The 13,900-nt window shown below is 62.5% G+C and carries 9 protein-coding genes and 1 pseudogene; 3 read left to right on the top strand and 7 right to left on the bottom strand.

Features of this window, described 5'->3' with window-relative positions:
- Positions 1-59 precede the first annotated feature (59 nt).
- Positions 60-2,936 (bottom strand): dsDNA nuclease domain-containing protein, encoded by a 2,877-nt coding sequence (locus ACQHI0_RS19220; RefSeq protein WP_427903245.1) that lies wholly within the window; start codon positions 2,934-2,936, stop codon positions 60-62.
- Between the two features lie 522 nt (positions 2,937-3,458).
- Here ACQHI0_RS19220 and ACQHI0_RS19215 point away from each other — a divergent pair.
- Both ACQHI0_RS19215 and ACQHI0_RS19210 read left to right on the top strand, forming a co-directional pair.
- Complete coding sequence (locus ACQHI0_RS19215) at positions 3,459-4,055, top strand: hypothetical protein (protein ID WP_427903244.1); 597 nt, start codon at positions 3,459-3,461, stop codon at positions 4,053-4,055.
- 170 nt (positions 4,056-4,225) lie between these two features.
- Positions 4,226-4,732, top strand: coding sequence for a hypothetical protein (locus ACQHI0_RS19210; RefSeq protein ID WP_427903243.1), 507 nt, complete (start codon positions 4,226-4,228; stop codon positions 4,730-4,732).
- 357 nt (positions 4,733-5,089) lie between these two features.
- On the opposite strand, the pseudogene ACQHI0_RS19205 reads toward ACQHI0_RS19210, so the two are convergent.
- Positions 5,090-5,263: pseudogene (locus ACQHI0_RS19205) on the bottom strand (transcriptional regulator); the annotation flags it as partial.
- Between the two features lie 566 nt (positions 5,264-5,829).
- Here ACQHI0_RS19205 and ACQHI0_RS19200 point away from each other — a divergent pair.
- Positions 5,830-6,486: a hypothetical protein gene (locus tag ACQHI0_RS19200; RefSeq protein ID WP_427903242.1), complete on the top strand. Its 657-nt coding sequence runs from the start codon at positions 5,830-5,832 to the stop codon at positions 6,484-6,486.
- 166 nt (positions 6,487-6,652) lie between these two features.
- Here the strand turns inward: ACQHI0_RS19200 and ACQHI0_RS19195 are convergent, their stop codons facing one another.
- From ACQHI0_RS19195 to ACQHI0_RS19175, 5 genes are all read right to left on the bottom strand, one after another.
- On the bottom strand, positions 6,653-7,834 hold the full coding sequence (locus ACQHI0_RS19195) for a DUF3558 family protein (protein WP_427903241.1): 1,182 nt from the start codon (positions 7,832-7,834) through the stop codon (positions 6,653-6,655).
- A gap of 216 nt (positions 7,835-8,050) precedes the next feature.
- The gene (locus tag ACQHI0_RS19190) at positions 8,051-8,866 is read right to left on the bottom strand and encodes a class I SAM-dependent methyltransferase (RefSeq protein ID WP_427903240.1); all 816 of its coding nucleotides are present in this window, start codon (positions 8,864-8,866) and stop codon (positions 8,051-8,053) included.
- A gap of 467 nt (positions 8,867-9,333) precedes the next feature.
- Positions 9,334-11,097, bottom strand: coding sequence for a hypothetical protein (locus ACQHI0_RS19185; RefSeq protein ID WP_427903239.1), 1,764 nt, complete (start codon positions 11,095-11,097; stop codon positions 9,334-9,336).
- A gap of 146 nt (positions 11,098-11,243) precedes the next feature.
- Complete coding sequence (locus ACQHI0_RS19180; RefSeq protein ID WP_427903238.1) at positions 11,244-12,080, bottom strand: phospholipase D-like domain-containing protein; 837 nt, start codon at positions 12,078-12,080, stop codon at positions 11,244-11,246.
- The gene (locus ACQHI0_RS19175) at positions 12,077-13,894 is read right to left on the bottom strand and encodes a hypothetical protein (protein ID WP_427903237.1); all 1,818 of its coding nucleotides are present in this window, start codon (positions 13,892-13,894) and stop codon (positions 12,077-12,079) included. The genes ACQHI0_RS19180 and ACQHI0_RS19175 overlap by 4 nt, the downstream gene beginning before the upstream one ends.
- Between the last annotated feature and the right edge of the window lie 6 nt (positions 13,895-13,900).

The following is a 13,900-nucleotide window of genomic DNA, read 5'->3' as shown; positions in this document are numbered from 1 at the left end:
CGCCGACGTCGTGCCACACTCTGGAGTTCGCGACCTGGATACCCGCCGAAAATCCACAGTCAGATGTCGTCCTCGTCTAGATCCTTCACCAAGTGCAGTTGGCGGGGGTCGCCCCACTGGGCGAGGAGGTAGGCGTCGTCCTGACACGATTCGGGGTCCTCGTAGCGCCAGTCCTCGATCAATCTGTTCAAATACTCTGCGGCGATGTGGCGATCGATTTTCGAGTACAGCTTGATAGCCGTGAATCGCGAGTAGTACCAGGGGCTATCCTCGGCGAGCATGCTCAGTGCTGCTTCGGCCCGTTCGTCGGAGTTTTCGAACAGGATTTCCGCAGCTCTTACCCGCACTAGCTCGTCGAGGTCCTCGTCGTCGAGCACGAGTTGCATCAAGGCGTCCGCGCCGCGGCGAGTATCGAACTCCATCAGCGTTCTGGCAGCCTGGAGCCGAACACTGAAATCCGGTGTGTGCGGATCTTCGTTGAAACTGTGATCCAGGGTTGGTTCTTTTCCGAGTGATTCCAGCGCGGCAAGTCCAGGGTCCTCGTCGAGCTCGGCGAGTATCGTTGCCGCCCAGACCCGCGTTGTCGGATCTTCATCGACCTCGGCGACTGCAGTCATCGAGCGGATCGCTTGATCGATGACAGGTTGCCAACTTTCGGGTTCGAGGGATCCGAAGCGGTTGATCATCGCAACGAGCAGACAGCAATGCAGGCTTTCTCGCGTAACTCTGTCGTACAGCTTCCGCTGGGCGATGTCGCGTAGTACCGATCGGTCGGCTTCTATCAGGAAGCTGATGTACGACGCCGTTTCCAGCGGCGCCCCCCAGGGATTGGATCCCCTGTTGCGAATCCATGGGTGGAGGGTCCTGTCCAGTTCCTGCTCGTATGCCTGTGGGGTACGCATAGCCCATCGTGCAGCGCAGTATTCCTGCACAGTCTTGTGTGCGAACTCGAGCCGGTCGCCTTCGCGGACGAGGAGACCGCATCTGGTCAGTGCAGACACAATGAAGTCCGTCCACACCTTGCGAGTGACGCCGGGTGGTCGTTCGCCTGCCGGGCTGCACGAAATCAGCGTGATCCATGCCTCGATACTGTGGTCGGGGAGGTATTCGGGCTTTGCGGGGCGGATGTATATCAGTGGATCGACCGGTCGCGATTCGTCTGCAGCGGCCATTTGTCCGATGAGATCGAGCAGTTCGCTCAGAAGCGATTCGGCATGCTCGGCCACTGCCGGGCCGAATCGCTGCGTCAGCGACTTGCTCTGCGTGCGAAATCCGGATGGCCCTCGACGATGCATTCGCTCGTGCAGGAGATCCGCGAAGCTCGAGTAGAGTGCATTTCTGCTGTCGGGTATCACACCGCCCGGATTCAGCGAATAGACTTGGCACAGAAGGGCGGTCATCAGTGGTGTTCGCGCCAGCCTGGACATTCCAACAGAGCTCAGCGCTGCAATGAATGCCTCCGTCGAGGTGTCGGGCCGAGGGATTCCGAGTTGGCGAAACCATCCCTGGACAGCGCTGCGAAGATCGTCGGCAGAGAACTGATCGAGTCGATATTCGGGAACGACGCCCAAGAGCTTGCGCTCGGCATCGGATATCGGTCGTCCGGCCACGACGAAGGAGTGAACGGCACGTGGACGATCAGCGCAGTGCGCGATCCATTCGAGGACTTCCCTGCGGAGTTCAGGGTCGGTGATCTCGTCCATTCCGTCGATGAGGACGAGCCATGTGGTGCCGGGTCGTGGCGCTGTTCGGAAAAACTCCTCACCGAGTGTGCGCTCGAGTCCGAGCAGCGACAGGGATTCGTTTGCCGCCGCGGCGAGAGCGGCGCCGAGGGGCCGAGACGGAGTCAGCGCCGCGGCGTTGATAGTCAGAGCCAGCGGCTGCGTTTCGATACCTGTTAGCCACTGCGTTGCTGAGCGTGCCTGAATCGTGCGCAGGAGGCTGGTCTTACCCCCACCCGGTCCAGCGGTCAGCATGCACAGCGCGTCCTGCCCGAGCCAGGTATCGGGAAGCGTGTCACTGCTCGCGGCGATCGAGATCCTTTGCGGGACTCGAACGTCCGACAGTCTAGTAGGGCGGCTCGCCTCCGGCAGCCCATAAGGATGCTGACGGTCCGCGCGCCGACTGGCTTGGAGAAAATCCAAGAGCTCGGGACGCTGCAACCGGAGGGCTATGGTGGCAAGTGTTTGCTGGGTCAGCCGTTTTCGAAGGATCACCTCGGCAGGGTCTGGCTGGGTGACGAACAGTTGCCACTGCGGGCACAGCTGCTCCAACATGGCCGAGCGCACCAGGTCGAACAAGGTCTGATGAACGTGTCGTATCTCGGCGACGGTCAGATGCTCTGACAGTGCCGCCAGCGCATCTCGATTGTCTCGCTCGAGCTCACCACGCAGCGGGAGCTCGTCGATGTGGACACGGGAAAGAAAGTTGCTCAGCTCGCCCGGATCGACGTCGAGATCCTCGAGTTTCGACCCGAGCCCCGCGCGAATCCTGGATTCTCGCTTGCCGCCGCTGCGTGCTATGTCACGAAACGAAGGTTCCCCGGCAGCGAGTTTCCCTTCGATCGCCACAGTCAGACGATAGTTAAGGGCCGAGCCTTTCGAAATAGCCTGTCGGAGAACGCGATCCGTTCGAAGGAGGCTGCGCAGGGCCTTGGAGTCACCGATCTGCAGGAGCGTCCAGGGCTTGTCGCGCTCACGCGATTTGACCTGCTGAAAATCCCACAAAGTCGTGTCGCCGCCATGGGGTGTGCCCACGGTGCGGGCCACCACGACGTCTTCGATGTGTTCGCACGTCACATTGGCTACGGGGTAGCCACCCAACATTTCTATGGCATACCGCACGGCCACGTGCGCCTGAAAAGCAAACCGCTTCTCTGTCTCGGTGCCCGTGTTGTCCGGCGCTGGAATGTGGCGAGGATCCTGCCCGACGTCCACCCGACCTCCCCTGTCCTTGGTGGCTAGTTCGGCGAGTGCCGAGTGTGATGCCACGCCACATGACCACGCAGCCAGCGTAACTGCGCATTGGCGCGGCACGCCACCATCGTCGATGTGGCGTCCACGAGCATCTTCGGGATTCCTCGACACCGTGAAACCCTGCGTCATCGGGCAGCGTGTCCGCTGCTTTCAAGGCATCCGGCCGACACACCTTCATGGCTGACCTGTTCCAACGTGTACCGAGGCCCGACAGGGGGAACGTCAATCTGGGGGCATCCGTTGCGCCGGACTCCGTGTCCCGGGTCCGCGAACGGGTGGTGGCGGTTCCGCCACTGCCTTACCGATCAAGCACGATCCGCGCTATCGCCGCCCGGTACTGCAGCAGGCGAAGCTGGCCATGCCGGAACTGACTGTCTACTAACAGATTTCGAAATCACTACTGTCATACAGACCGTCACGATACCCCTGTTTTACTACCCGAATCACGCATACTCTTCATGGAGAGCCGGGGGAGGGTATCCAGTGATCAGTGTTCTCATCGCAGCCGTAGGCATCTTCGGCACGGCAATCGGGGCCGCGCTGACTGCGGCCATAGCCGCGAAGTCAGACGGACGACGTCAAGCGGCGTTGGAACGCCAGCACGCTCGGGAGCAACAGACGCACGCAGACAGGCAACTACGCGAGTTGCGGTCCGAGCACCTGCGATGGCGTCGGGAACGACGCCAAACCGCATACCTCGATCTACTCGAGGCTCTGAGCAGCGCAGATCGGGCCAACCAGCGATACTTCCGGGCTCTACGATCCGAGCCAGAACCAGTTGCCGTCGACGAAGCACGATTGGCTGAGATTCGCGAACTGTTCAAGGGCGCCGAAAAGGCGCACTACAAGGTCATTCTGGAAGGGCCTCATAGCGTCGCCCAGGCCGCACATGCGCTCCTCAAGGAACTCGGGGACTTGGTCTGTGCCGTGGAAGAATTCGTACAAGCGCGTGCAACTGCAGGCGATGTCGTTGAATTCCGCCGCAAGGTCGACACCGCCGGTACGAACTTCCTGTCCTCTCATCGCGCCTTCCTCGAAGCTGCCCGCGTTGCACTCGACGAGATCCTGGACGCGGCCTGACAGCCCAGCTGTCAGGCCAAGAATCCGAGGAGGATGACATGTCAGGAACGGGTAGACGGGCTCGTTGGGGCGCGGCGTGCGCGCTGTGTTCGGTCCAGGTAGTAGATGAGAAGGGGTTGTTGGTAGGCAGTCCAGGCGAGTGGGCAGTGTTGTGTGGGCGATGCGAAGACATGGGCCGCCGTTCCGGGCACAACTACCACCAGATCGATGTTCCGCTGCCGACGGTCCGGATCGACAAACCACCGAGCAACGCACACCAGCGGATTTGGTTGCGCCTCTACGGCATCCGCGATCACTGCCGTTCCTGTAATGACGAGGTCACCTTCGCCGCTGGGGTCTTTCCAGTCACACCAGCTCGCAGCTTCAATCTGCTCGTCCTGTCCACGACCGACTCAGCATGCAGGCTGGTCAAGCACCTCCTCGAACGCGCTCGGGTGGCATCTGAACTCGTCGACGCTCTTACTCCGAAGCGGATCCCGTCCCTCGATGGTGAGATCCTGGCGGTCCGCTGCCCGCAATGCGACGCCCCGCCTCTCGGCGACAGCAACTTGCTGATGCGAGAAATCGTGGCGACGCGGGGCGAGCTTGGTCTGGTGTCGGTCGCATCCGCAGATTGCTCTGTCGTCAAATGGCATCGCGCGCTGTATTCACCGGAGCGCGCACTGGCTCGGTTGTAACGCGATGCCTGCGCCTGAGGCACAACAGCGGCAGTTGCCCGTTGTGTGCCGGTCCCGATCGGAGGGCAATCCCGCAGGGTGGCAGTCCGATTCGATCACACGATGGGTGAGGAAGCTATAGTCCGCTTCTGGCTGTTCGAGGGCTTGCTTCGGTGGCACATGCGCCACCCACCCAGTCTCCGGGGGTGAGATCTGTCCGCGCTGGACTGGTTGTCCAGGGTCCGCGGACCGGCGGTAGCTGTTCCGCAACTGCCTAGCCGATCAACGGCGATCCCCGCTCTCGTTGCGCCGAATCATGGGACGGGGGTAGCGGAGAGACAACATTGCGCCTCCGTCTCGGTACGCGGGCATTTGTGGAGTGTGTAACCGACATCTCACCCCGGCCAGCATCGCAACTTCTTCCCTGCGGAGGCCAGGTGTTCGCCGTCGCCCCGCCACCGGCAGCCCCACGTCGCCCGGCCCGATCCGCTCCCGCCGCGATCGCAGGAAGTCACGCAGCTCTTCGCGCCGCCGAGCAGATGCCGCACTCATCATGCAAACAAGGTAACAACGGCGGATTCGGGTGTCGCTCGGTTCGTTCAACGATCCTGCTTCGGGCTAATCCATCCGACGTCCATCGAGACGGCACGTTTCCATGCGAAGTATGTTGTTGCGCTTGACAATTCGATGGCTCCCGATGAGTATCGCTCACCCCTGCTATGTCAGGTCGTCGAAATTACTCTCGTTGTCCCAGCCGCCCGGCAGCGACATGGTCCGACGACTTTCGCAACGCCCTTTGGAATTGCGTTACAGGACAGCAGTATCAGTCGGCGACCGTTGCTGCGATACTCGCGCTTGCGCCGAGTACATTGCAACGCCGCCTTGCCGAGCACGGCACGACTTGACATGCGGAGCGCGATCTCGCGCGAGCCGAAACCGCACTGCGCCTGCTCAATGAACTGCACTGGCCACACAGTCCGTGGCCGGTCGGATCGGTTGTCGCGATGCCCGCGGTTTGCGGCACAACGGTGGCAATGACTCTCACCCAACACTATTCGCGACGATGGCGCTCGTTCGCTGCGGCACCTTCGGAAGCTGAACATCGGTACGGTGCGTGGATGAAGCAAGAGCCGTCCGGATGCGAACTCTATCTGAAGCGCACCGCCACTGAGCGGCGCTGGGACGATCGGGTCAGGGCGCGCAGCAATTCCCGGATTGTCGACCGCTCGACTGCGGCGTTTCGCGAGGCCTACTACGTCGAGGACTCCCGGCGTCGGCAGCGGGCACGGGAGGAATTCGATGCGCGGAGTTGGGAATTCGTGATCGATCCGGCGATCGACGAGTGGGCCCGAGCCTGGGTCGTCGGAATACCAGCGGCGTTGCAGCTACGCCGGTCGACGTTTCCGGACTGGGCCGATCTGCTCGGCTTCCGCAACCCCAACTTCTCGATCGAAGCGACACTGGATACGCTGATCAACCGTGCAGTGGCCGGCGATATGATGCACTTTCCCGGCCCGGGCGTTGTCGCTACAGCATTCTCCAGTCGTCATCGGTACACCGAACTCACCGACGGAGTGGGCTACGGCTTCTATCCAGAGGACACCGAAGAACTGATCGTCCACGGCTCGGCCGCAGTGCGATACGAGGACTTCGACAGCAGGCCCGAATACGGTCCAGGTGCCGTCGTTGCGGCGATTCGGATGGTGCTGGATACCTTCCAGCAGGCTCGACCTGGTCATATGCAGCCTGGGATACATTGGCAGCCCACTGATTGAGCCCTTATTCACGTCGTGTTCGCAGGTCGATGCGTTGTCCGAGTAGCGTGCCCGCAATAGTGAAAACCCTTGCCGCGCTCGCTCTCGCGATTGTTCGTGGGCCTGGGCTTGTCGTGCAGGGTGATCTTGTCCGAGGGTGAGCACGATGGTTTCGCCCGGAGGTCGGTCACGTGGTCGGCGGCATGGCTCCCGCCACCGCGGTCGTCACCCGGATCAGCTCGTCGCACAGCTCGGTTTGGGATCGATCCTCGGTCAACGAGGCCTCGAAGGTGAGCGTTTGGCCGCCTGCATCAGGAAGATTCGCTTCTTGGGACACCTCGAACGCCAGGACGCACCAGCTGTCGGAATCGGCCCAGTTCACCTGTACCGCGTGGCGATCGCCGATGGTCACCGGCTTTGGACGCACATAGTTGGAGCTCTGATAGACCGACCATTCGAACGGTGCATCCTGGTGGAACACCCGGAGTCGATACCATCCGCCGCCCCACATGCACATCGCACTGCCGGCCTGTTTATCGCCGCGGAATTGCGACCTCACATCGAGTCCTGCGACGGTCAGGATGTCCTCCGGGATCTCACAGGGATCCCACACCCCACCGGAAGCCTTCGTGGGTGTGGTCGTGGGTGTACTGGTGCTGCTGGTCAATGAGGGCTGGGTGAGAATTGCTGTCGGGAGTGCTGACGGAGCTTGTCGGGCAAGAGCTTTCGCGATCGCTCGAGTACCGTTGTGCAAATCTGCTCGCAGTTCCGGCGAGTCGATGACGGGGAATGTCTCGGGGCGTCCGGACCAGTCCTTGCCCCACGTCTCGACAGTCACGATCAGATTGTTGATGGCGAATTTCACGCTGACCCGCGGCGGATCGCCCCTATTCTCCTTGACCCAGGTGATCGCGTTCTCGCCGATGCCGGCGACGGGTGTAGTTCGCGGGGGGTTGGGGAGAGTCGATCCGGGGACGTAGTCCACCAAGTTCTTTGGGGTCTCGTTTGCACTGATGGGATACAGGGACAGGAAGTATGAGATCGAAACGTTTCGCCACATCGGCGTCCGGTGCACCTTTGTGGGTTCACGCAGAACCGAGCCACCGAACTTCATCGCACAGGTCAGATGCTGACTGGTGTCCGTGACTCGACGGTTGGTGTCCTGCGATTCTGCGACGGAACTGTACGCCTCGCCTGCGAACGCCTTGATTTCCTGTTCGGCGGGTTGCAACGTTTCGGAGCAGCGCGCGGGTAGCTCGGAGAATCCCGCTTTGTACTGCACCATGGCGCCCTGCGAACAACCGGCCACGCCGACCACCAGGAGCAGGGCGAGCGATGCGGACACCGAGCGACCATGACGAATACCCATGAGTGAAGACCCTCCCCGAACGGCCGCCCGCTGTGCGCCGAGGTGTTCGAGTGTGTCCGGAGGGCCAGAGCCTGTCAAACCTGTCGCGAGTCCCAAACTCGTCATCGGCATGTCAGTGAGTCGTCGGCCTCGAGATGATCTCTGCCCGTTGATCTTCCGCAGGCCCGCACTGGCCGCTCCGGACCGCGCGGGTCGCGGCACGAGCGGATGACCCGCTCACAACCCGGGTATGTCGACTCGGCGGGCCCAAGCACGGACCGTGGGCGGAGCGTAGAGCCACCGCTGTTCGTCTTCCAGTTCGGCCTGCGCAGCGGCAATCACCTCGGGCCGGACACCGAGTCCGACCAGAGTGTCGTGCGCCTGTGCCCAGGTCATGTTCCACATGCGCGCCGTCGGCGAGCCTCCGCGAAACATCGGGATATCCGCTTCGGCATGAACATCTACGAGCCCAAGTGCCTCCAACTGCGTCGGCAGGTTCCGGGCCCAGGATTGACTCGCACCCGCGTTTTCGGTCGAGCGCGCGAAGGCGCGCCAGACTTCGCCGAATGCACCCGGCATTTCATCGAGTACACCGAGCCCATCGCCCTCTTCGGACACGAGCACGCCGCCCGGTGCCAGCGCTCGCGCCAATCGCTGCACAACGAGGTCCCGATCGGCAATATGCAGCAGGACGAATCGGGTGTGGACGAAATCGAATACCCCTTCAGGGATGTCGTCGACGACAAGGTCGAGCTGGGCGACTTCGCCACCGCGGTCGGGTAGGTCGCTGAGGTGGCGGGGATCGGCATCGACGGCGAGCACTCGCCCACCGGGCAACACGGCACTACACAGCCACCGTGCGAAGGATCCGCCGCCTGCTCCGGCTTCCAGGCACCGCCATCCCGCACGCGCACCCAGCCGTCGCGCGAGCGCGATACTTGCTGAGTCGTATGCCGCACCGAGCAGAGCAAGGCGTTCGTCGGCGAAATTCCAACCGTTCGGCAGCGTGTAGTACGAGCCGTCGGGCGAGGAGATTGATGAAGACCAGCTCATGTCCAGACGCTAGGCCGGTCTCGTGAGCCGAGGGCCGGTTTAGCGACCTTGCTCGGTGCGAAGTGATCGAATCCACACCGCCAGAACAGCTTCGAAGGAGAGCTTCAAATCTTGCGCTCATCGGCATTACAGGATGCTCAGACGGGCTCGGTGATAGCGATGCATGCGCAGACCGATCTGCGGACGGCAGAGGTGACGTTGTCTTCTCCTCTCGTGCTCGGGCTTCGAGGAGTGTGTAACCGGCATCTCACCCCAGCCAGATATGCGACCTCTCTGCCGCGAACCCCGGACACTCGGCGCTGCCGTCGGCGGGCATCCCGAACTCGTCCGGACGCGTCAGTTCGCGACGTGTCCGCTGTAGCATGCCGAGTCGATTGTCGGAATCCATGATTCGAATGATGGCGTCACCGCTGTCGAGTGCCTGACTTGAGGTCGGAGTCAGCACATGCAGCGTCCGTCCGACTCGTCTACATCGTGGACTTGCCTCTTGTCACAAACGGGTCTTTGGCAACGACGTGCTGTAGCCTCTCGCGCCATGGCCCTTTAAGTCTACCGATCTGCAAAGCGATCATCCCCATCGCGCGGCAGAAGTCATCCTCCTCTGCTCGTCTCTGCGAATCGATGGGGGTGAACTGTTCTATAGGGCGATCGGTGGCGATCACGAGGTCGAGTATCAGGTCGAGATTGCAGGCGCGACGGTGCACCTTTGCGTGGTCGACATCGTTCTCGGCGTGGACTACTTGGAAGCCGATCGCTGTGAACCCTGCAGCCTGGAGTGCGCTGAATAGCGCCACCCATGCTGCTGGGTCGCGATTGGCGTAGGAAAGAACGAGGTGGCCGTCCGGCTTCAAGGCCCTTCGCATTTCGAGGAAGGCTTCGGTGAGGGTGGCTTCGTAGGCGTCTGTGTCAACGGCATCTGTGGATACGACTGCCTCGCCATCGACACGTGAGGTGTCCAAGCCGGCCCACGCGCGGAAGATTTCAGACAGTTCTCCGTACTTCACGTCGTCGTGGTATGGCGGATCTGTGCACACCAGGTCGAATGAGTTGCTCGGGGCGAGGAGCCTTGTACTCGACCCGACGACGACTCGGACATCAACGGTGCGGGACCCACGTGAACGCCGCTGTTGAGCGGGTAGCGGCCCGGCCACCGAGGGAGTACGCCCGAGGCGTTCGGCATACCAGTTGCCTGCTTTTGCGAGATGGGCCAATCGGCGCCCGACGGTGCCTCGACCCGACTGTGGAGCACCCCATACATTCGGTTCGGCGGAAAGGGTTGTGACGTTGTAGCGATGATTGGCCATTGCCTCGTAGGCCTTGAGATAGCGGGCGTCCCATCGGGACAGGTAACCGGCCATTTCGACCGAACCGAGTACTGCCGCATGGAGCGTGGACGCGATAGCTTTGTCTCCTGAGGCGGCGGCTTCGACCGTGTCGACGAGTGCGTTGATTACCGCATGCTGTCGGCGTGGCATGACTTGGTGCCAATGTGTCATGCCGTAGCGACGGAGCACGTTGGTTTCAGTGCCCTGCAGGATCTCGGGGAGGCAGGGTTGGTGGGGCCACGACGTGTCTGCGGCGAGCATGAGTTCGTGGTCGCTCGGAGGTCCGAATTCGCGACAGCCGGGAGCGGTGCGCTCGACAAGAATCGGCACCCAGCGTATTTGTCCAGCCTCCCAGATTCGGCCAGAGTAGCCGCATTGGCAGCGGAACTTCCGGCCTTGGGTGTAGCGGGCATCCGGTTGGATGGTCCGTTTGCAGGTTCGACACTGGGTTCGCCGATCTGCGGCGCCGAACTGGAGGTGACCGGACGGGCATGCGAGCCAGCCCGCTCTTCCGCCCTGGTCGACCCGTTCGGTGAGACTGACAATTGCTGAGGGAAAGAGCCGTACGGGATCGCAGCACTTCGGGCAGGCGACCACTGCGACCCTGAGGGTGTGCGCCACTGTCGCTGGTGTGCCGTCCTCGAACGACGTGGAGTATGCGGTTTCGAGTAGGGGCGCCACTGCGGTGTGGAGTCGATGGGCCGCAGGTTCGAGTCGCTCCGCCTGTGGGAGCGAAAGCATCGTGGTGAGGTTTTGGGCGGCCCACAGGTTGATGTCTTGGGCATAGACGCGGTGACCGCGCAGCAGCGCGGCCAAGGCGATGACGCCACCGCCGGTGAACGGATCTGCAACGACGAGTCGGCCTGGTTGGTCGACGTTGGCGGCGTCTATGAGTGCTCCAGTCACGGCCTCGGTGCGCCGTGCCCACCACCGGTAAGTGGTCAGGGGTGGTAGTACGTTCTGCCGGGATCGGGCTTCGGCGCGGGCCCTGGTGTTAACGTCGGCCACGTCAAGGTGGCGGAGCACGCTTCGCCGCGCATCAGGGGTAGCCATCATCCGTTTTTACTCTGCCGGATGTCATCTGTTGTCCGGGTGATCTTTCGCGCGGGTGGCGTTGCCGTGAAATGGTCGGCCGCTTCGAGGTCGCCGAGGAACTGGACGAACCGCTCCGATTGGCCTGTGGTCAACTCGACGCCTGCCTCGATGTGGCCGCGGAGTCCCCATGAGGTGAGATTCGCGGTGCCGAGATAGCCGATGCGGCGGTCGGCGATCACGAATTTGGCGTGCAGCATGGCAGGGGCGGGGCCGGTGAACCAGCGCACGGTAACCGGGCCGGTATGGGCGAGCCGATTGAGGTGGCGGCACAGCGTTGCGTGGTGATGCTCCTCTGCAGGGTTGTTCGCGTAGATGACCGTGGCGATGGCGCGGACCTTCAGCGCCGGCAGTAGCACCTCATCGAGGCGCTCGAAGCCGGCGTGGTTCCAGAAGGCGCCCCCCATGTGCAGTGTGCTGGTCGCACGGCGGATCACGTCGAGTACCAGACTGTCGAGATGTTCGGCATCGCCTATCGACACGGCTTCCCCTGGCGCGGAAAGTACCAGCCGCTGCTCATTGGGTGGCTTGGAGTCGGGCAGCGTACTGGCCGCCAGCACCTCGCAGACGATCACCAGCTCGGCAGCCCGGTGCGGCACTGGGCAGCCATCGTCGGCGACCACTGCGGTGCGGACCAGTTCTTGGCGCACGGTGTAGCCGATGTCGCCGGTGTCTCTCGGAAGAGCCTGTGCTCCGCTGGTGAGTATCCGCGCTGCGAGATGAGCGGCACCTGCGCGAGTGCCCACCATACTGGCCAGCAGTTCGGCGAGGGGAACAAGGTCGACGATCCCGGTCATCGTGTCGCAGCTCGCTGTCTCGTCCACAACCAGAAGCGGCGTAGTAGCTTGCGATCGAGATCGGCGTTCCACACTCTGCATCCGTACGACATATACAGGCAACGATCGCAGGCAGCATGGGGTCGTAAGGTCGAGGTCTGCGAGCACAACGGATCGTTGTCGCAGTGGTCGATCGTATCCACGGCTCGCTCGAGCCATGGTCCGATTCGGCGGCGTTGCACGGTGTCGAATGCTCCGAGGGTGAAGTCGGCATACGACACCACGTAGATGGCCGAGGTCAGTGCATTGGGTACGATCCACTCGGCGAGGCTCGATTCGCCGAAGCCGGCTTGGCCGTCATCCAGCGCGCGGAGAAGGGCGTGCGAGGCGGAGTGCACGAGGCGGCGGACAACGCGGGCGCTGCCGTTCGCATCATCACGATCGGCCAGGATCTCGGCAATTTTCAGCTTCGCATCTCGCAGCGTGGCCGGTGTAGTGCCTGCCCACAGGCCAGCGTGCTGCAGGAAACCGAGGATCGCCTGGGCGTCGAATGTGATCAGCAATGCTTCTGTGTTCGCTGGGACAGCGAAGATCGGCGTCTTGTTGTTGTACCGATGGGTCACGGCGTAGGTCCGTAGATGTGCCTGACCAGGCTCTCGGCGTGCTCGGCTGTATCCATAGCTGGCTGTCACGATCGGGAACCTCTGTGTGACGGAGATGTCGTCGATGCCGAGCCCGGCGATGGCCTTGGAAACAGCGGACGTGGTCGCACGCGCCGCCGCTCCGGAGGAGCTCGCCACGACTTCGGCGAAGCTGCGGCGGTCGGTGATGACATTGCGGTCGAACAGCCCCGCGCGTTCGACCATCGGCCTTTCAGCGGCCATCGTTATTACGTCGGTGTCGACGCCGGCCATGATCGCGGGCGGTCCGAGCGCGGCTGGTGCCTGCCGCTGTCGGACGGTATCGATGGTGAGCGCGTCGATGCCACTTTTCCGTAGGGTGGCTTCAGTCTCGGCCCACTTCTCGGCCGTCATGCGTGGGCCGGCGGCGGGTTGGTTCAGCTCGGTGAGCGACGCGGCCAGGCTCTCTTCGTCTCCAAGCCAGGAGGCCAGCGCGACAACGCCGCGGTCGTTGTTGCGCTGAAGGTTGTCGTAGGTCTGATTCGAGGAGATGTTGAGGATGGTGAGGCCGTGGGGATACCAGACGCGCTGATCGCGCGCGGTGTAGCCCTGACGGTAGGGCGTGTTTCCGTCGGAGTATCGGCCGCAGTCGCAGGGGGTGAAGCGGGTGCTTCGTGCGCTGCCGCAGGTGCGGCATCGCCACGACGATGCCCGGAATGACCCGAGATCCTCGAGGTACAAATTCGCTGCGCTGTCGCAGGCCGAGCAGCTCGGTGTGTAGAGGGGCTCCATGGCTCCGCAGTTGTGGGCAGTAAGGTATCGGAGCTGTCGCATCTTCGAGGAGCAGTGCTGACAGCGGAGCCGCCCGGTCTGTTTGGTGTCGGTAACGAGTTGGTCCTGGTGCCACCAGCGCCGAACACGACCGCAGGTGGAGTTCACGCACTCGAAGGTGAGTGGGAAGACGTCCCAGACCACCTCCTCGGGCCTGATGAACACGAACTCGTCGCGGTTGGTCCGGGGGTTCGGTAGACCTATCTGGTCGCGATGCCAGCGGTTGATTTCGTTCGCCAGCTCGTCCAGCAGCACTGTCTGGTTGATTTCACCGCTGACGCGGCGGCCGTCGATGCGTTGGACACGCGCGTAGAAGCCGTCGTCGTGGGCGAAAATTGCACCGGGGAGGTAGCGGTATAGAACCTGAGTGGTCGAGCGCTTCAACGGTGG

The organism is Nocardia sp. FBN12, assembly GCF_050320175.1.
Lineage (GTDB): Bacteria > Actinomycetota > Actinomycetes > Mycobacteriales > Mycobacteriaceae > Nocardia.
The sequence above is the reverse complement of the archived record's forward strand: the minus strand, read 5'-3'. Positions and strand labels throughout refer to the sequence as shown.